This is a genomic window from Devosia sp. (genome assembly GCF_017307565.1).
Classification (GTDB): domain Bacteria; phylum Pseudomonadota; class Alphaproteobacteria; order Rhizobiales; family Devosiaceae; genus Devosia.
In genome coordinates, this window is sequence record NZ_JAFKHD010000351.1 from 1 (window position 1) to 17,386 (window position 17,386).

General features: G+C 61.3%; 16 protein-coding genes. 8 read left to right on the forward strand and 8 right to left on the reverse strand.

The annotated features are described in order from the left end of the window. Positions 1-722 (reverse strand): LysR substrate-binding domain-containing protein (locus J0I64_RS14030; RefSeq protein ID WP_291409276.1); only part of this gene is annotated, 722 nt, incomplete at its 3' end. A gap of 112 nt (positions 723-834) precedes the next feature. Here J0I64_RS14030 and J0I64_RS14035 point away from each other — a divergent pair. Then, on the forward strand, positions 835-981 hold the full coding sequence (locus J0I64_RS14035) for a hypothetical protein (RefSeq protein WP_291409278.1): 147 nt from the start codon (positions 835-837) through the stop codon (positions 979-981). Positions 982-1,037: 56 nt separating this feature from the next. After that, positions 1,038-1,466: a hypothetical protein gene (locus tag J0I64_RS14040; protein ID WP_291409280.1), complete on the forward strand. Its 429-nt coding sequence runs from the start codon at positions 1,038-1,040 to the stop codon at positions 1,464-1,466. Between the two features lie 6 nt (positions 1,467-1,472). On the opposite strand, the gene J0I64_RS14045 is transcribed toward J0I64_RS14040, so the two are convergent. Continuing rightward, positions 1,473-2,363, reverse strand: coding sequence for an extensin family protein (locus tag J0I64_RS14045; protein ID WP_291409282.1), 891 nt, complete (start codon positions 2,361-2,363; stop codon positions 1,473-1,475). A gap of 92 nt (positions 2,364-2,455) precedes the next feature. On the opposite strand from J0I64_RS14045, the gene lepA reads away from it, so the two are divergent. The 3 genes from lepA (at position 2,456) to J0I64_RS14060 (ending at position 8,091) form a co-directional block, all read left to right on the forward strand. After that, entirely contained in the window at positions 2,456-4,261 is a 1,806-nt protein-coding gene (lepA, locus tag J0I64_RS14050; protein WP_291409284.1) for a translation elongation factor 4, read from the forward strand. Positions 4,262-4,571: 310 nt separating this feature from the next. After that, complete coding sequence (locus J0I64_RS14055) at positions 4,572-7,502, forward strand: DEAD/DEAH box helicase family protein (RefSeq protein ID WP_291409286.1); 2,931 nt, start codon at positions 4,572-4,574, stop codon at positions 7,500-7,502. Positions 7,503-7,563: 61 nt separating this feature from the next. After that, complete coding sequence (locus J0I64_RS14060) at positions 7,564-8,091, forward strand: hypothetical protein (protein ID WP_291409288.1); 528 nt, start codon at positions 7,564-7,566, stop codon at positions 8,089-8,091. 505 nt (positions 8,092-8,596) lie between these two features. Here J0I64_RS14060 and J0I64_RS14065 read toward each other — a convergent pair. From J0I64_RS14065 to J0I64_RS14085, 5 genes are all read right to left on the reverse strand, one after another. Continuing rightward, positions 8,597-10,921, reverse strand: coding sequence for a membrane-bound PQQ-dependent dehydrogenase, glucose/quinate/shikimate family (locus J0I64_RS14065; protein ID WP_291409290.1), 2,325 nt, complete (start codon positions 10,919-10,921; stop codon positions 8,597-8,599). Positions 10,922-11,269: 348 nt separating this feature from the next. Beyond that, the gene (locus J0I64_RS14070; protein ID WP_291409292.1) at positions 11,270-11,962 is read right to left on the reverse strand and encodes a L,D-transpeptidase; all 693 of its coding nucleotides are present in this window, start codon (positions 11,960-11,962) and stop codon (positions 11,270-11,272) included. Between the two features lie 58 nt (positions 11,963-12,020). Then, on the reverse strand, positions 12,021-12,359 hold the full coding sequence (locus tag J0I64_RS14075; RefSeq protein ID WP_291409295.1) for a hypothetical protein: 339 nt from the start codon (positions 12,357-12,359) through the stop codon (positions 12,021-12,023). A 52-nt stretch (positions 12,360-12,411) separates the two neighbouring features. Beyond that, positions 12,412-13,161, reverse strand: a complete 750-nt coding sequence (locus J0I64_RS14080; RefSeq protein WP_291409297.1) for a SprT family zinc-dependent metalloprotease — start codon at positions 13,159-13,161, stop codon at positions 12,412-12,414. A 143-nt stretch (positions 13,162-13,304) separates the two neighbouring features. Then, positions 13,305-13,760 (reverse strand): DUF2852 domain-containing protein, encoded by a 456-nt coding sequence (locus J0I64_RS14085; protein WP_291409299.1) that lies wholly within the window; start codon positions 13,758-13,760, stop codon positions 13,305-13,307. A gap of 140 nt (positions 13,761-13,900) precedes the next feature. Here J0I64_RS14085 and J0I64_RS14090 point away from each other — a divergent pair, with 140 nt between their 5' ends. After that, positions 13,901-15,205: an ActS/PrrB/RegB family redox-sensitive histidine kinase gene (locus J0I64_RS14090; protein ID WP_291409301.1), complete on the forward strand. Its 1,305-nt coding sequence runs from the start codon at positions 13,901-13,903 to the stop codon at positions 15,203-15,205. A gap of 57 nt (positions 15,206-15,262) precedes the next feature. Further along, positions 15,263-15,814, forward strand: a complete 552-nt coding sequence (locus tag J0I64_RS14095) for an ActR/PrrA/RegA family redox response regulator transcription factor (RefSeq protein ID WP_291409303.1) — start codon at positions 15,263-15,265, stop codon at positions 15,812-15,814. Between the two features lie 96 nt (positions 15,815-15,910). Here J0I64_RS14095 and J0I64_RS14100 read toward each other — a convergent pair whose 3' ends face one another. Beyond that, complete coding sequence (locus tag J0I64_RS14100) at positions 15,911-16,261, reverse strand: DUF1428 domain-containing protein (RefSeq protein WP_291409305.1); 351 nt, start codon at positions 16,259-16,261, stop codon at positions 15,911-15,913. Between the two features lie 124 nt (positions 16,262-16,385). Between J0I64_RS14100 and J0I64_RS14105 the strand changes: the two genes are divergently transcribed. Next, a partial coding sequence (locus J0I64_RS14105; protein WP_291409308.1) for an MBL fold metallo-hydrolase occupies positions 16,386-17,386 on the forward strand: 1,001 nt, incomplete at its 3' end.

Consider the following 17,386-nt stretch of genomic DNA (forward strand, 5'->3'; position numbering starts at 1 on the left):
TCCTCGATCGCCGCCAGCAACAGGCCCTGCCCCGAAATGGCTGCGTCGAACGCGAGCGAAGCGTCGGAATAGACCGGCCCCGAGAGCTTCAGGCCCGGCTCGAACCCGGACGCAGCGAGCCAGCGCGACCAATCGAGCATGCTCGTCTGGTCGGCAATGACCGGCACCTGTGAGAGATTTTTTATGTCGGGAAAGCGCTCCAGAAAGACCGGCGCGCAGACCGGCTGATAGTCCTGCCCGCCGATCAGGCTCGTGGTCACGCCTGGCCAATTGCCGTCGCCAAACCTGATGCCGCAATCAAGGTCGGGCCGCGTCAGGTCGAGCATGGCACCGGTCACCGTCAGCCGCACTTCGAGCCCGGGATGAAGGGCGGAGAATTTGTTGACCCGCCAGATCAGCCAGCGCGAGGCGAAGACGCTGCCCACGGTGACATTGAGCACCCCTTCATGCGCGCCGGTCAGCGTCGCCAGGCCATCGCGCAGGGCGGCAAAGCCGGAGGACAGCTGGGGCAGGATTTCGACCAGTTCCGGCACTGGCTTCAGCCCCTGCGGGGTGCGGGCAAAGAGCTCCATGCCCAGCCGCTCCTCGGCCCGCCGCAAATGCTGGCTGACCGCGCCGATGGTCACGCCCAATTCCTCGGCTGCCGGTGCCAGCGCACCGGCCCGCGCCACGATCTCGATCGCCCGCAGGGCATTGAGCGGAATAGGAAAGGGACTGCTCATATAGATTTTCTATACCGAGCCCAAAACCTTGTCCATTGCGGCGAGAGGTCTCCGGGCGCAGGATAATCGCACTTCAGAACTTCCCGAAAACGCCACCGAACAGGAGACCGAGATGTCACGCCTGAGCGATCTGCTGCGCCGCGTTCTTGCCTGGCTCAATTCGCCCGCCACCCCGGCCATGATGGAACCGGAAATGACCTCCAGGGATTGGGCAGACCTGCCTCCGCATCACCCAAGGGCCGACTGCACGCCGTGCTGAAGCCATAATCGGGCTGAGAATGGAGGGAAACATCCTCCCGTGCATGGAGTACCGACGTGCCCCGCTTCGCCCTTGCCCTTTCCGTTCTCGCCCTGACCATCGCCGCCCCCCTCGCCCAGGAAGCCCCTCCGGCGCCCGCGCCTGCAGCCGCCCCTGCCCCTGCCCCTGCGGCGGCTCCGACCATCACGGTCGATCCCCATGCCATCGTTGATGCCATGCCCAAGCAGGGCCAGTTGCTGACCGGGCTCTATGCGACCCTTGCAACTATCGAACTGTGCAATATCACCGTGCCCGAGCCCGGCGCCACGGCGATGAACGCGCATCGCCGCCAGCTCGAGAACGACTTCCATCTCGAAGGCGAATCCGCGCAGAAGGCCTATGACACGGTGAAGGCCGATGTCGAAAAAACCGGCGTCGACTGCGCCGAAGGCAGCGTCGATCGCAAGCAGACCGACGCCGTCATCAAGGTCTATTCGGGCACCTAAAAGCCCCTATTCGCAGAGCTGCGCCGTGCAGGTCTGGCCATGGCAACCGAGGTCGAGATGCAGGTGATCTTCGTGATCGGCATTGGCCTCGGGGCCGAGGACGGTGGTGAACCGCCCGCAGGCCGCCCCGTGTGACTGGCGCAGCAGTTTTGCCTCCGGCGTCGTCGCCGGTGTCCAGTCATCCTTGACCACCACAGTGCGCCCATCGGCGAGGGTAAATCCCACCACATCCACGGCATTGGCAAAGCCATGCTCGGAGGTAAAAGCCTCGCCCCCGCCGACCCGTGGCCGGCACATATAGCTCGTGCCGGTCTGCAGCGCCGCTATTTCACTGTCGAGCGCGGCCCGCGCATAGGCATCGACTTCACCGGCCCAGTCGACCAGCGCCGTCGCCATTTCGCAATTCGTCGCTATGGGACTGGTCAGTTCCACCGTTCGCCCATTGAGAGTGAGCGCCGTCACTTCGAGCGGGGATTGCGCCATGCACACGCCCTCGGCAATCGGGGGCAGCATTTTTGCCACCACCGCGCCAGAAATCATCGCAGGACACGCGACCTGATAAATCCGTGTGTCAGCCTCCGGCTCGGGCGCCGGCTTTGCCTCCTCCGGCTGCGACGTCGTCTCTTCAGCCGGTGGCGCGGGGTCCTCCGCCGGCGCGGCGGGCTCTTCGGGCACCGGTTTCGCCACATCCTCGCCTAGCCCCTCGGGGCGCGGTTTGGGCAGGGGCGGCGGCGTTTCCGCTGCGGTCTTGGCGACCGGCGCAGGTCTTGGCGCAGGCTTGGTGCGGGGCACCAGATCCTCCACAAAATCCTGCAGCGGCTTGAACATGTCCTGGGCCAGCGCCGGGGCCGGCAGGAGGACGAGAAGGGCGGCGAAAAGGCGAGGATGAAAAGCCATGCCGCTCCAAACGCCCATTTGGCGCTAAACGTTGCCGTTTACCCTACGGAAACCATCTTTTACGCGTCACCGCCTTCTGCTATCAGGCGCGAATGACCACGCCGCTCAAGAATATCCGCAATTTCTCCATCGTCGCTCACATCGACCATGGCAAATCCACGCTCGCCGACCGCCTCATCCAGATGACCGGTGGCCTCGACCTGCGCGAGATGAAGGAACAGGTCCTCGACTCGATGGATATCGAGCGCGAGCGCGGCATCACCATCAAGGCGCAGACCGTGCGCCTGAACTACAAGGCGCAGGACGGCGAGAACTACGTTCTCAACCTCATCGACACGCCCGGACACGTCGACTTCGCCTACGAAGTTTCCCGCTCCATGGCCGCTGTCGAAGGCTCGCTGCTTGTGGTCGACGCCTCCCAGGGCGTCGAGGCGCAGACCCTTGCCAACGTTTATCACGCACTCGATGCCAACCACGAGATCGTGCCCGTCCTCAACAAGGTCGACCTGCCCGCAGCGGATATCCCGCGCGTAAAGCAGCAGATCGAGGACGTCATCGGCATCGACGCATCCGACGCGCTTGAAATTTCCGCCAAGACCGGCGTCGGCATCGACACCGTGCTCGAAGCCATCGTGCAGCGCCTCCCCGCCCCCAAGGGCGATATCGATGCGCCGCTAAAGGCTCTCCTCGTCGATAGCTGGTACGATACGTATCTCGGCGTCGTCGTTCTCGTCCGCATCATGGATGGCGTGATGAAGAAGGGCCAGCGCATCCGCATGATGGCCTCGGGCGCCGTCTACGAACTCGATCGCGTCGCTGTGCAGACCCCCAAGCTGGTGGAAGTCAAGGAACTGACCCCCGGCGAACTCGGCGTCTTCACCGCCTCGATCAAGGAAGTGGCCGACACCAACGTCGGTGATACCATCACCGACGATCGCAAGCCCACTGAAACCCCGCTGCCCGACTTCCGTCCGGCCCAGCCCGTGGTGTTCTGCGGCCTCTTCCCGGTCGACGCATCCGATTTTGACGAGCTGCGCGCTGCCATGGGCAAGCTGCGCCTCAACGACGCGTCGTTCTCCTTCGAAATGGAAACTTCGGCTGCGCTCGGCTTCGGTTTCCGCTGCGGCTTTTTGGGCCTGTTGCATCTCGAAATCATCCAGGAGCGCCTCTCCCGCGAGTTCGATCTCGATCTGATCGCCACCGCTCCTTCGGTGGTCTACGAGGTGCAGATGACCTCGGGCGAGACGATCATGCTGCACAATCCGGCCGACCTGCCGGACGTGATGAAGATCGAGGAAATCCGCGAGCCCTGGATCAAGGCGACGATCCTGACGCCGGACGAATATCTCGGCGCGATCCTGAAGCTTTGCCAGGACCGCCGCGGCATTCAGAACAATCTTTCCTATGTCGGCAGCCGCGCCATGGTCGAATACGACCTGCCGCTCAACGAAGTGGTTTTTGACTTCTACGATCGCCTAAAATCGATCTCGAAGGGCTATGCGAGTTTCGACTATCACCTCGATACCCACCGCGAGGGCGATCTTGTAAAACTCTCCATTCTCGTCAATGCCGAGCCGGTCGACGCGCTCTCGATGCTGGTCCACCGCTCCGTTGCTGAATCGCGCGGCCGCCTGATGTGCGAAAAGCTTAAGGAGCTGATCCCGCCGCATCTGTTCGTCATTCCGATCCAGGCCGCCATCGGCGGCAAGATCATCGCGCGTGAAACCGTGCGCGCCATGCGCAAAGATGTCACCGCGAAGTGCTACGGCGGCGACGCGACGCGTAAGCGAAAACTCTTGGACAAGCAGAAAAAGGGCAAGGCCAAGATGCGCCAGTACGGCAACGTCAACATCCCGCAGGAAGCGTTTATCAAGGCGCTGAAGATGGGCGACGAGTGATCGGTTCGCGCTAGCGCGAAGCCGAGGCGCCGGTGGCGCCTTGGCAGATCATTCGCCGGGTCGCTGCCAAAGGCAGCGGGCACCCGGTACGATGCCCCAGTTCAAACTGTCCTAATCCGCCGTGTCATCCTCGCGAAAGCGGGGACCTTTGTTTTCAGGCACTGCGCCTCAGTGGGGAAACATTGGTGCAGGCATCCGACATTTCCTGCACCCGAACCGTAGAATGAACGTCGTGATGGACTTATTGAGCTCCTATTGACGGCAGGCGCTGTAGGCGTCGACTATCATTCCTTAGAATCATTTCTTCGGAATGGAGATACCGATTAGTTTCTTTTCAGAAAACTACTCCAGATTCACTTACCCGATAAAAGACAAACCAGGCGACGTTGGTCTTAGAAAAGCGCAGATCGGTGCAATTCATGCGATTTCTGCGCACTTCTCCCTTAGGAGTGACCCGGCTGTCGTAACGATGCCTACGGGCTCTGGGAAGACCTCGGTTCTTCTGGCTGCCGCATTTGTTCTTAGGGCCGAACGAGTGCTAATTATTACCCCGAGCCGGTTGGTTCGGGAGCAAATCGCCGAAGAGGCTTCAACGCTCCGAACCCTCCGCATGGCTGGTGCGATCAATACCATGGACGGACCACGCGTTTTTTCTACCTCTGGAAGATTGACCTCGGCAGCGGATTGGGAGGCACTACGGAATTATGACGTGGTGGTTGGTACGATACAAAGCATCAGCCCAGAGTATGAAGCCATTCCTGAGCCGCCAACGGACCTGTTTGACCTAGTTCTCGTTGACGAGGCTCATCATAGCCCAGCCCGCACATGGCAGGGAACACTCGATCACTTCTTGTCCGCGAAGAGAGTACTCTTTACCGCAACACCCTTCAGGCAAGATCAGCGGGAGATCAAAGGGCGATTTATCTATACATATGATCTTCGAGGGGCGTTTGAAGACAAAGTATTTGGTGAGATCACCTATCAGCCCGTCCATCCGCTCAGAGCCCAGAACGCAGACGTAGCCGTGGCAATTGCGACGCAGGAGGTGTTCGATAGAGATACCCAACTAGGTCTCAATCACAAGGTGATGGTCAGAACTGATAGCCGTTCTCGGGCGACAGAACTGGGCGATATATATGCGGCAAACACTAGGCTGCGGCTCAAGGTCATTCGGGGGGATCAGTCGCTACGAGCAGTGAAGGCTGTGCTGAAGGAACTAGATGCCGGCGCTCTAGACGGGCTGATCTGCGTCAATATGCTGGGCGAAGGTTTTGACCTTCCTGCGCTCAAGATCGCAGCAGTTCACTCTCCCCATCGTTCGCTAGCCGTCACCCTCCAGTTTGTCGGCAGATTTGCTAGGACCGCGGGGGAGAACATAGGTGGCGCCACATTCCTAGCTGTTCCCGATGAGATTAAGATTGAAGCCGAACGCCTCTACGATGCACGGGCAGTCTGGCAAGAAATCGTTCAGAACCTCAGTGCTGCCCGCATTGAAGAAGAAGTCCATACCCGCGAAGTGCTGGAATCTTTCCTACCAACCGACACAAATGACGACCTGTCGGATCTCTCGCTTTTTGACCTAGAGCCCTACTTCCACGTCAAAATTCTGCAGCTTCGGGAGCCAGTTGACGTTTCCTCGGGAAGCGATTTTCCGTTCCCCATGCAAATCGCTTACAAATTTTCGAGCGAAGAGCACGGAGCCTCTATTTATATAACAAAAGAAATGTCGCAACCAAGATGGACAGACGACGAAAGATTGTCGTCCGCATCGTCAGATTTGTTCATTGTCTACCAAGACCCCAAGAGTCTTCTTCTTTTCATCTGCGCCTCGCGACGAAATGCTAGCATCTATGAGCATATCGCCTCGTGGTTCGCTTCTGCCGTTCCGCGCGCTTTACCTCTATCCAAGATCAATCGGGTATTGAACGACATAAACTCGCCAGAGTTCTTCAATGTTGGCATGCGAAATCGAGTATCGAGCAATACTAGCGAGTCTTATCGCATTATCACTGGGTCTAATGCTGACAAATCCATTAGCAAATCGGATGGGCGTCTTTTTCACGCGGGGCATGCATTTGGTCGAGGCGAGCAAGATGGTGATGCAGTGACCATCGGCATCAGCAGCGCGTCGAAGGTCTGGAGCAACCGATCCGACAAGATACCTGCGCTTATCGATTGGTGTGCGCTCCTTGCCACCAGGATATCTACAAAAGGCATGCCTAAGACCATGTCGGGTGTCGACATTCTAGATGTCGGCGACGAGATTAGCGAGCTTCCTTCAGAAATCATCGCGGCAGACTGGCCAGTTGATGTCTATCGATCCTCACCGATGTGTAGATTTGACGTTGGCCTAGGGGAGATCCATGCCCCACTCGTGGACTTCGACCTTATTGTTGATCGATCCAGAAGCACGAGGGATGCAGTATGCCTGCAAATCCAGCACGAGAGCGGGTATTCGGAAATCCTATACTTCTCACTGACGGCGGCCAAGCTATTCACATGGTCTGATGAGAAGAAGCACGATCTCGTGCTTTTGCTAGAAAGTGGAAGCATTAACTTTGTTGACTACGTCAACGACGACCCGGTGACGTTGTTCACGGCAGAATTGGGCTCACTCACAGGCACGAGCTACATGTCCTTGCCACCCGAGGATAGCCTTTCGTTCGATCTGTCGCAAATTCAGTCGGTGGATTGGGTCGCAAGGGGAGTCGACATAACGCTGGAGTTCGGCCCCGCCTCTGGGCGAGGAGTCTCTATTCACGACGGGCTAGAGGCGATGCTGAGCGAGGAGAAATGCTCCGTCGTTTACTACGACCATGGCAGCGGCGAAATGGCAGACTTCGTTACAGCGACCTCTGAAGAAGACCGGCTTGTAATCCGGCTGTACCATTGCAAAGGGTCATCTGGCGCAGACGCCGGACATCGAGTGGGCGATGTCTACGAGGTCATTTCGCAAGCCACCAAATCTACGATCTGGGCGCTAAAGCAACGAGCAATTTCTCATGTTAGCCGTAGATTTCGTAACGGCCTAGGAGGCGCTCGTTTCGTAAAAGGAACCCTTGAAGAGCTAGAGGATCTTCTTTCCAAACATGCCGCCGCTCAAATTGATTTCGAATTCATCGCGGTTCAGCCTGGTCTCCGGAGGATCGACCTACCCGACAAGCTAGCGCACTTGCTCGCGGCGTCCGACGACTATCTTGTTCGCGGCGGGTTCAGGAGGCTGAGGGTAATGGCATCGTAGATCAGTTATCCCCGTGGAGCGATCGTGTCTTATCCTCTTCTCTGAAAGAGGAGACCGTCCCATGCTCGCCCTTCCCCAAATCAGCCATCCCCTCGCCGAGCGCCACGAGGCGCTCTGGCTCCGTCTAGCGACCCTCCACAAGGACATTTGCGTCATCGCTGCCAAAAAGCCCGAGGCGTCGGTGGGAAATACCGAGCGGGCCACCGTCGAGGGCTTGATCAGCGACTGCCGCCCGTACCTGCGAAAACCGGTCGATCGCCTGCCGGTGGCGGCTGAAACCTTTGCCGGGCTGGCGGTGCAATTGGGCCAGGTGCTGGCGCTCTTGGAAGATTTTGAAAATCGCCATGCCTATTGGGATGGCAAGCGCACCTGCCGGTGCTGGCGCGTTGCGGGCGAACCGCTGCCCGTGGCCCGGCTGCGGCAGGAAGTGGCGCCCTTTGAATTGAAAACTTTTAAGGGCCGCAATATGCGCGAGGAGCTGGCAAAGCTCATGGCTGCCCAGGACAGCGGCCACTATGAACGCGGATTTGCGGCCGGCCGCGCAGCGCGCCAGGGGCCACCGCAGCCGGGCGAAGATGCGGCTCTGTGAAAAAACTTATCCCCACCCCCATCTGGCGAGACTAGATTGGAGCCATCACCCCGCACGGCAGGTCTGCATGCGAACTGAGCGGGGTGTGCCGGTCGCGTTCCCCTTCGCATGGGAGCGCGGGTTCGTGGCATCGGCCGCCTCGCGACGAGCGTGCAAAGAGGTGCTGTGGGTGCTGTCCAAAAACCCGGCCTCCGGGGTGGCTTTTGCCCCACCTATCTAGTCCCAAGGAGCAAATGCCACCTCGGGGTCTGCTGTTTTGCACTTTAACCGGAGGCGGAGACGCCGGCCGGGGTTTTGGCTTGGGCTGAGAACTCCCCATCAACTCGATGTCACCCCGGCGTTAGGCCGGGGCCCATCTTGAGACGATTGGGTGCGGCGCTACCTCAGGATGGGTCCCGGCCTGCGCCGGGATGACACCCGGTGAGTGAGGCGCCGCAGAGCCCCAAAAAACAAAACCCCTCCCCGCACGAGGCGGGAAGGGGCTGAGTTGCAAAATCCCAAAAAACTAGTTGGGCAGGGCGAAGGCCATGACGTAGTCGCCCTTGTCTTCCGAATAGGGCGCGCCGCCGACTGAGATGACCACATATTGCTTGCCCGTTTCGGGGGAAACATAGGTCATCGGCGTGGCGCTCGAGCCGACCGGGAGTGGGTACTTCCACACTTCGGCGCCGGTTTCGGCGTCATAGGCGCGGATATAGTAGTCCTGGTAGCCGGCGAAGAAGACGAGGCCACCGGCCGTGGCCGAGGTGCCGGCATAGGTCGGCAGGCCCATCGGCATGGGCAGGTGGGTCTTGATGCCCAGGGGCCCGAGCTGTTCGGCGGTACCGGCGGGCACCTGCCAGGCGATCTGGCGGGTGTTCATGTCGATAGCCGTCACCGTGCCGAAGGGCGGGTTGACGCAGGGCACGCCGAGCGGGGAGACCCACATTTCGGTGGCCATGCCATAGGGCGTGCCATGCTGGGGCGAGGGGCCGTGGCCGGTATCGTCGGCATGAGCGCGCTTGGCGAAGGCGTCGTATTCGTCGCGCGGCACGAGGGCAAAGATGCTCGGGGCGCGGACGTCGTTGACGAAGACGCGGTTATTGGGAATGTCGACCGAGACCGAACCCCAGTTGAGACCGCCGATATTACCCGGCTGCGAGATCACGTAGTCGAGCCCGATGGGGGTGAAGTCACCCTCGTAGCGCAGCTGCTTGAAGGCGATGCGGCACATGAGCTGGTCGAACATGGTCAGCCCCCACATCTTGGCTTCGGTCAGGTGGTCTGCACCGATCGTGGGCATGCCGACCGAATAGGGCTGGGTGGGTGCGAGATATTCTTCCGGCACATGCCCGGTCTGGGGCACGGGCTTTTCCTCGACATCGGCCAGCGGCTTGCCGGTGCGACGATCGAGCAGGAAGAGCTGGCCACGCTTGGTGGTCTGCAACACGGCGGCGACAGTGCCGCCATTGCCATCGGGCAGATCGAGCAGAGCCGGCTGGCTCGGCAGGTCATAGTCCCAGATGTCGTGGTTGACGGTGCGGAACTTCCAGCGTTCACGGCCGGTGTTGACATCGAGCGCGACGAGGCTGGCGTTGTATTCGTCCGAGAAGGCCGGGCGATTGCCACCGAAATAGTCGGGCGTGGTGTTGCCCAGCGGGGCGTAGATCAGGCCCAGCTTGTCGTCATAGGCGGCCGTGGTCCACATGTTGGGCGTGCCACGGGTATAGGTTTCGCCCGGCGGGGGCAGCTTGGTGATGGCCTTGTTGCCAAGGTCCCATGCCCATTCGAGTTCGCCGGTGACGGCGTTGAAGGCGCGGATGACGCCGGAGGGTTCGCCCACCATCTGGTTGTCGACCACCCAGCCGCCGACCACGACCTTGTCGCGGGCGACAAGCGGGGCAGAGGTCTGGAAGTAGAAACCGGGGATGATCTCGCCCATGTTTTCGCCGAGCGAGACGGCGCCATTGGTGCCGAAATCGGGGCAGACAACGCCGGTCTTGGCGTCGATGGCAAAGAGGCGCGCGTCCATGGTGGTCATGATCAGGCGCGTATTGCACAGCTGACCATCGGTCTGCTGGCTGGTGGGCAGTTCATAGTAACCGAGGCCACGGCAGCGCTGCCAGAAGGGGCCGCTGGCCTTGGGATCGAACTTCCACACTTCCTCGCCGCTGGCACCATCGAGGGCGATGATGACGTTGGAGGTGGTGCAGGAATAAACGAGATTGTCGATCTGCAGCGGGGTGTTCTGGTCGAGCCCGATATCGCCGCGACCGGTCCGGTAGGTCCAGGCGAGGTCGAGGCTCTTCACGTTGTCGCGGTTGATCTGGTCGAACGGCGAATAGCGCAGGCCCGCCGTGGTGCGACCATAGGAGGTCCAGTTGGCCGGGGTGTTGTCACCTGCAGCCGGCTGGTAGGCCGGAATGTCGGCCGAGGGGTGAATCACGCCCTGCGGCTGGAAAGCGAAGCCAAAGCCGGCGGCAAAGAGCACTGCGGCGAGCGCAGCGCCCCCATAATAGGGGCTGCGCTTGGCAGGCTTGGCCAGGGCCGGGGTGAACAGAAGGGCAAAGCCGGCGAGAGCCAGCGGCGCCATCAGGCGGGCAAAGAGGGGCCAGAATTCAAGCCCGGCTTCCCAGATGGCCCAGGGGACCGTCAGCACGGCCACGAGGAGCACGAGCTGTCCGCCGAGAGCCTTGTCGCGCAGCATCAACACGCCCGCGACGAGATAGACGAGACCAACGATGGCATAATAGGCCGATCCCCCGAGGGTTATCAGCCAAAGGCCACCACCCGCCACGCCCACGCCGATGAGCGCGAGGACAATGGCGTATAACCGCGCCAGCAGTTTCATGATTCACCTGTTCCTAAAAATGGACGGCCAAGAAGGGGGGATTGGCCGAAAGGACCTGTCCGCCCTGCAGGTTCAGCTTATCGCCGCTCCGGCATGACGTATAGGTCAAGATGGATGTAGGGGTCGCATGCGCCCCGATGACGGGCCTTGTCAAGTTTTGCGTGCCCTATCGGGAAGACCCCTTGCCGATCCGGCAAGCCCGGCAATGCGGCCATCAGCGCCATACCGAAGATGCGCGAGCGGACACTTTTCCCCGGATTTGTGCCATCTGCGACGGAGCAGAGCTCCCTCTTTCGCGAGATCATCGCCGTAAAAAAGTTCGGGGCGCCATGAGGCGCCCCGCTTGTGTCAGACCAGCACGACGATGGGCGAGCCGCTGGGCACGCGCTCGTAGAGGTCGACAATGTCCTGGAACAGGAGCCGCACGCAGCCCGAGGACACGGCTTTGCCGATCGAGTGCACGTCCATATTGCCGTGGACACGATAGAGCGTGTCCTTGTTGCCCTGGTGAATATAGAGGGAGCGCGGCCCCAGGGCGTTTTCGAGCCCGGGCGGCTGACCGTGGCGATACTTTTCGATCTCGGGCTGGCGCTCGATCATTTCGGACGGCGGCGTCCAGGTCGGCCATTTGCGCTTGTAGGCAATATGGGCGCGGCCATTCCATTCAAAGCCCGCGCGGCCGATGCCGACGCCATAGCGCATGGCGCGCCCCTCGGGCAGGGTCCAGTAGAGGAAACGGTTGGCGGTATCGACCACCACCGTGCCCGGCTTTTCGCCGGTCGTGTTGTCGACTTCCTGGCGCCAATAGACCGGATCGAGCAGATGGATCGGCGCGGCGGGAATCGGAAATTCCTCGTCCGGCAGGGGGCCATACATGGCGAGGACTTCGGGTGGCACGACGCGGCCGACCGGTTCGGTCGGGGCAACGACGGAGCGGGTGGAACCGGTGGTCGAGCAACCGGCAAGGGCGAGTGCGCCGACGCTGGCAAGACCGGCCAGCACGGCACGGCGCGACGGAGTCGCGCTCAGGGCGATAGACATGAAAAGATCCTCAGCCCCTGATGGGGCTCGTTGAACGAAGGAAAAGGGTGGCTTCGTTTCAGCTGGCTATTGGAGGCCGCAGTTCCGGCGCGCCACGCCAAATCGGGGACTGCGCGCAATAGGTCTCGGGCCGGTCCTCGCCTTCGGGTGCCATCGGCACCTGCGGGGGCAAGGCGTGAATGGCATAGTGCGAGCCGCAGGGCATGATGATCCCTTCGCCGAGATCGACGTCGCCGCGCTGCACTTTCACCATCATGCGGATGGGCACGTTCTCGGCATCGACGTGATTGAGCACGACGATGGGCGTCGCCACATAGCGATGCGCATGCGCAGTCGTCACCCCGGCAAGGGAGGCGAAGGCAAAAAGAATCGCAATGAGAAGACCGATACGCTGCATGTCCTTAGGCTGCTGGATGTCAATTGCGGCAGCAAGGGGGCAATTGGGGTTGTCAGGCCCCGTTCCCGGGCGGCTCCCATGCCATAAGCTGCCGACCGTGTGCTTTTAGCCACGCTCGTCCCCGCTCCATGTCGGGCAACGTCCGCTTCACCGTCGCCCAGAAGGCGTCCGAATGGTTCATCTCGACAAGATGCGCCACTTCATGGGCCGCCACATAATCGAGCACGAAGGATGGCGCGAGAATGAGCCGCCAGTTGTAGTTGATCGAACCGGTCGAGGAGCACGAGCCCCAGCGGCTCGACTGGCTGCGCAGCTTTATGTCCTTCACCGTGACCCCGAGCCGGGCGGCATGGAAGGCACTGCGTTCGGAAAGATCTGCCAGTGCCTCGGCCTTGAGCCAGTCGAAAAGACGCCGCGGCTGATGTTCCGGCGCCCCCGGCACGCGCAATTCCGGCAGATCAGGCAAGGACAGCACTTCCACGCGTCCGCGCAAAATTCCGGTGCCGACGACCAGGTGCGGCACACCGCGCAACGGCACTTCGGTGCCCGCTTCGAGCCGCATGGACCGCGCACCGCGCGGCAGCCTGGCAGCCATCCAGTTGCGATGGCGCAGGAGAAACGCCTCGGCGTCGGCCCAGCGCGCGCGTTCGGGCACAGTCAGCACCGGCCCGCCCGCTGGCAGGGACAGGCGGAAACTGGCGGCGCGCTTGCTCAGCTTGACGGCGACCTCGACCGGCCGGCCGTCCAGCTCAACGGTAACGCTCTTGGGCGCTTTGGGGGCTTGGCGAAGGAATGAGAACATGGAGCCGCAGAATCAATCAAAGTCAGTCTAGTCGCGTTTGCCGGCAATGCCGATCAAACTTATCCTGTGACGCCTCCGAACGAAAAATGGCGCCCTTGCGGGCGCCAGTTCATTTGGAGGCATGGGGAAGGGAGGGGCAGGCTTCAGGCGTTATTGCCCCAGTTGTTGTTGTTCTGGTTGTTGTCGCCAAAGCCCTGGCGATTGCCGCGATGCTCGCTCATGAAGCGGTCGAACTCTTCGCGATCCTTGGCCTTGCGGAGGTTGGCCATATATTCGTGGAAGGCGTCGATTTCGGCATCGAGGCGAGAACGCTCTTCATCGAGACGGCGCAGTTGTTCGGCGCGGTAGTCGTCGAAGGCAGCATTGCCCGAGGAAGAATAGTCGCGGTTAAAGCCGCCAAAGTGCTTCTTGTTGTTGCGCATATAGCCACATCCCTTGTTCCAGTAGCTTTGTGCTTTTTCGGCCGAACCACCAAACTTCTCACCCCAGAGGATGTAGCCGAGCACGGCCAGGCCAATCGGCCAGAAGATGATGAAGCCAAGAACCATGAGAGCGATGGTCAGTGGCGACCATTGCGGTTTGATAATTGCTGTGTTCATGTCGTTTCGTTTCCCAGTCACGTCGCGATGCGCATAACGTGGCCCCTGAGGGGGCAGGATCAAGGATGTGCCTATGGGATTTTTTGGCTTGAAATGATGCTTTTCTGTTCCTATGCGGCGCATTGCCGTACCCCGCGCCCATGACTGAAGAGAGCCTTTCCTTCAGCGATGATGCCGCCCATTGGCGGCCGCTGCGCCTTCAAACCCTGGTGCTGCTGCGCTGGCTGGCCGTCGCCGGGCAGACGATCGGCGTGCTCTTTGTCCATGTCGGGCTCGGCTTTCCGCTGCCGCTCTGGGAGTGCCTGGCGCTCATTGCCCTGTCGGCCGCGCTCAATGTCGGGCTGTTCCTCAACTATGGCGCCAAGGGCCAGCTCTCCCCGCATTTCGCCGCCATCCAGCTCGCCTTCGATCTCTGCCAGTTGGGCGGCTTGCTGGCGCTGACCGGGGGCCTCCTCAATCCCTTCGCGCTGCTGCTTCTGGCGCCGGTCTCGGTTTCAGCGACCACGCTGCCGCCGCGCGAAACGCTGCTGATTTCGGTGATGGCCGCCGTCATCGCCTCGATGATCTCGGTGCTCCACCTGCCGCTGCCCTGGCTGCCGGGTGAAGAGCTGGGCTTCAACCGCATCTATGTGATCGGCATCTGGGTTTCGATCATCTGCGGCATTGCCTTCATCGCCGCCTATACGATCCGCGTCGCCCATGAATCGCGCCTCATTGCCGACGCGCTGGCCGCCACCGAACTCGCGCTCTCACATCGCGAACAGCTTTCCGCGCTCGATGGCCTTGCTGCCGCTGCCGCGCACGAACTGGGCACGCCGCTTTCGACCATCGCGCTTGCCGCCAAGGAAATGCGCGCCGAGGTGGAAGAAGGCAGCCCGCTTGCCGAAGACGTCGAACTGATCATCTCCCAGGCAGCCCGCTGCCGGGCCATTCTCTCAAAACTGCGAAACCTCGGCAGCGACCCCGCCGACATGTTCGCCAAGGCGCCGCTGACCGACATTCTGGCCGAAGTCGCCCGCCCGCATGAGGGGCGCGGCAAAGCCATCTTGTTCTATTCAGAGCGCGCGACTGGCGCGCCGCCTGTCTTTGCGCGCTCGGTGGGCCTCCTCTATGGCCTCGGCAATCTCATCGAGAACGCCACCGATTATGCCCGCGAAACCGTGCGTATCGATACCGAATGGGACCATGCCAGCATTACGGTCGCCATCACGGACGATGGCCCCGGCTTTGCCCCGGAACTGACCGCCCGGCTCGGCGAACCCTATCTCACAAGCCGCCCGCGTGATCCGCAGGGGAGCGACGCGCATCAATCGGGTGGGCTGGGGCTCGGGATTTTCATCGCCAAGACCTTGCTCGAGCGCACCGGCGCCCGCCTTAGCTTCGGCAATGCCAAGGCATCGGGCCATGCACGCGTCACCGTCACCTGGCCGCGCGCGGCACTGTGATCGTGTCGCACCCCATCGATTTTGACGAAAGAGCGGCAAACGCCTAAAGAAAGCGCCATGAACACGCTCGAAGAACTCCTCGCCGCCGATGCGAGCCTCCTGCTGGTCGATGACGACGCCGCTTTCCTGACCCGTCTCGAACGGGCCATGGCGCGTCGCGGCTTTGTGGTGCGCACGGCAGGTTCGGTCGCAGCCGGGGTCGCTGCCGTCGGTGAACAGCCCCCCGCCTTCGCCGTCGTCGATCTGCGTCTCGAAGACGGCAATGGCCTCGAAGTCGTCTCGGCGCTGCATCAGGCCCGCCCCGACGCCCGCGCCGTGGTGCTCACCGGCTATGGCAATATCGCCACCGCCGTGACCGCGGTGAAGCTCGGGGCCATGGATTATCTCAGCAAGCCCGCCGACGCCGACGACGTGATCAATGCCCTCCTCGCCACCGGCGAAGATAAGCCCGAGCCGCCGGAAAACCCGATGTCGGCCGACCGCGTCCGCTGGGAGCATATCCAGCGCGTCTATGAACTGTGCGATCGCAATGTTTCCGAGACGGCCCGCCGCCTCAACATGCATCGGCGCACGCTGCAGCGTATCCTCGCCAAGCGCGCGCCGCGCTGATTCAATCAAGCCACTGCGTCATCCCCGCGAAAGCGGGGATCTCTGTTTCCGTAAGCGAGATTCCCGCTTTCGCGGGAACGACGCGGCCGCCGATCGTCAGACCACGAACAGGTTCGAAAACCCGCCAAAGATCATCCGCTTGCCGTCGAACGGCATGTCGGGGACGTTCTTCATCGCCGGATCTTCCATCATCCGCTTCATAACGGCGTCGCGGGTCGCCTTGTCCGGATATTCGATCCAGGAAAAGACCACCACTTCGTCATCCTTGGCGTGCACTGCGCCATAAAAATCGTTCACCTTGCCCTTGGGCACATCGTCGCCCCAGTTCTCGACGGTGCGCGTTGCGCCCCATTGCTTGGCGAGTTCGGCGACCCCACGGGCATGGGTGATGTACTGGTCCTTGTTCGCTTTAGGCACGGCAGCGACAAAGCCATCGATATAGGTCATTTCGTCTCTCCTCATTCTTGCAAGCAAAACAGCTCGGGCCCCCTCGCGGTTGCCCTCTGCCTCGACTTTGACGAATGGCTGGGTCTAAGTTCGACAGCCAACGAGAAGAATCGGGAGTTTTTCGATGACGGTGACCCTCCATTTTCACGGCGCAGCGGGGACGGTCACCGGATCGTGCTACCGCGTGGTGCATCCTCAGGGGCAATTCCTCGTCGATTGCGGGCTGTTTCAGGGCAACAAGTCGGTGCGCGACCTGAACATGAAGCCCACGCCCTTCAATCCCAAAGAAATCGACTTTCTGCTCCTGACGCACGCCCATATCGACCATGCGGGGCTGCTGCCAAAGCTTTACGCCGAAGGCTGGCGTGGGCCGATGTGGATGACCGAGCCCACCGCAGGCCTGCTCGAATATCTCCTACCCGACAGCGCCGGTATCCAGGAGAGCGAAGCCGAGCGCGAGACCAAGAAGCGCGGCCATCGCGGCGATGAACCGGCCAAGCCCCTCTATACGATGGAGAACGCCAACGAGGCACTGCTCCACCGCAAGACCTGCAACTATGCCGAGTGGATCAATCCCGGCCCCGGCGTGCGTGCCCGCTATTGGAATGCCGGCCACATCATCGGCTCCGCCTCGATCGAAGTGGAAGTGATGAACGGCGACGGCAAGCCGGTGCGACTGATGTTCTCGGGCGATATCGGGCCGGACGAGAAGGTCTTTTACAACGAGCCCGAGGGCCCGTCGGATTTCGACTACATCCTCTGCGAATCCACCTATGGCGGCCGAGAGCGCGAAGATTACACTCTCGTGCAGCGCCGTGAGGCGCTGAAGGTCGAGATCAACGAGGCCATGCGCCGCGGCGGCAATCTTATCATTCCCGCCTTTGCCGTCGAGCGCAGCCAGGAATTGCTGCACGATATCGGCGTCCTCATCCGCGATGGCGAGATCGACCCGCGTCTCGTCGTGCTGGACTCCCCGCTCGCGAGCAAGGTGACCGGCGTCTATCGCAAATATGCAAAGATGTTCGAGGATACCGAGCTCACAGCCGACGAGCTCTTCAACGATCCGCGCTTCCGCATCATCGAGGCCGTGGAAGATTCAAAGGCGCTCAACACCATCAAGGGCGG

Excerpts from the sequence above, each read along its gene's own strand:
- lepA (WP_291409284.1), top strand. The coding sequence starts at position 2,456 with ATGACCACGCCGCTCAAGAATATCCGCAATTTCTCCATCGTCGCTCAC.
- J0I64_RS14075 (WP_291409295.1), bottom strand. The coding sequence starts at position 12,359 with ATGCAGCGTATCGGTCTTCTCATTGCGATTCTTTTTGCCTTCGCCTCC.
- J0I64_RS14080 (WP_291409297.1), bottom strand. The coding sequence starts at position 13,161 with ATGTTCTCATTCCTTCGCCAAGCCCCCAAAGCGCCCAAGAGCGTTACC.
- J0I64_RS14095 (WP_291409303.1), top strand. The coding sequence starts at position 15,263 with ATGAACACGCTCGAAGAACTCCTCGCCGCCGATGCGAGCCTCCTGCTG.
- J0I64_RS14070 (WP_291409292.1), bottom strand. The coding sequence starts at position 11,962 with ATGTCTATCGCCCTGAGCGCGACTCCGTCGCGCCGTGCCGTGCTGGCC.
- J0I64_RS14090 (WP_291409301.1), top strand. The coding sequence starts at position 13,901 with ATGACTGAAGAGAGCCTTTCCTTCAGCGATGATGCCGCCCATTGGCGG.
- J0I64_RS14085 (WP_291409299.1), bottom strand. The coding sequence starts at position 13,760 with ATGAACACAGCAATTATCAAACCGCAATGGTCGCCACTGACCATCGCT.
- J0I64_RS14035 (WP_291409278.1), top strand. The coding sequence starts at position 835 with ATGTCACGCCTGAGCGATCTGCTGCGCCGCGTTCTTGCCTGGCTCAAT.
- J0I64_RS14060 (WP_291409288.1), top strand. The coding sequence starts at position 7,564 with ATGCTCGCCCTTCCCCAAATCAGCCATCCCCTCGCCGAGCGCCACGAG.
- J0I64_RS14045 (WP_291409282.1), bottom strand. The coding sequence starts at position 2,363 with ATGGCTTTTCATCCTCGCCTTTTCGCCGCCCTTCTCGTCCTCCTGCCG.
- J0I64_RS14100 (WP_291409305.1), bottom strand. The coding sequence starts at position 16,261 with ATGACCTATATCGATGGCTTTGTCGCTGCCGTGCCTAAAGCGAACAAG.
- J0I64_RS14055 (WP_291409286.1), top strand. The coding sequence starts at position 4,572 with ATGGAGATACCGATTAGTTTCTTTTCAGAAAACTACTCCAGATTCACT.
- J0I64_RS14065 (WP_291409290.1), bottom strand. The coding sequence starts at position 10,921 with ATGAAACTGCTGGCGCGGTTATACGCCATTGTCCTCGCGCTCATCGGC.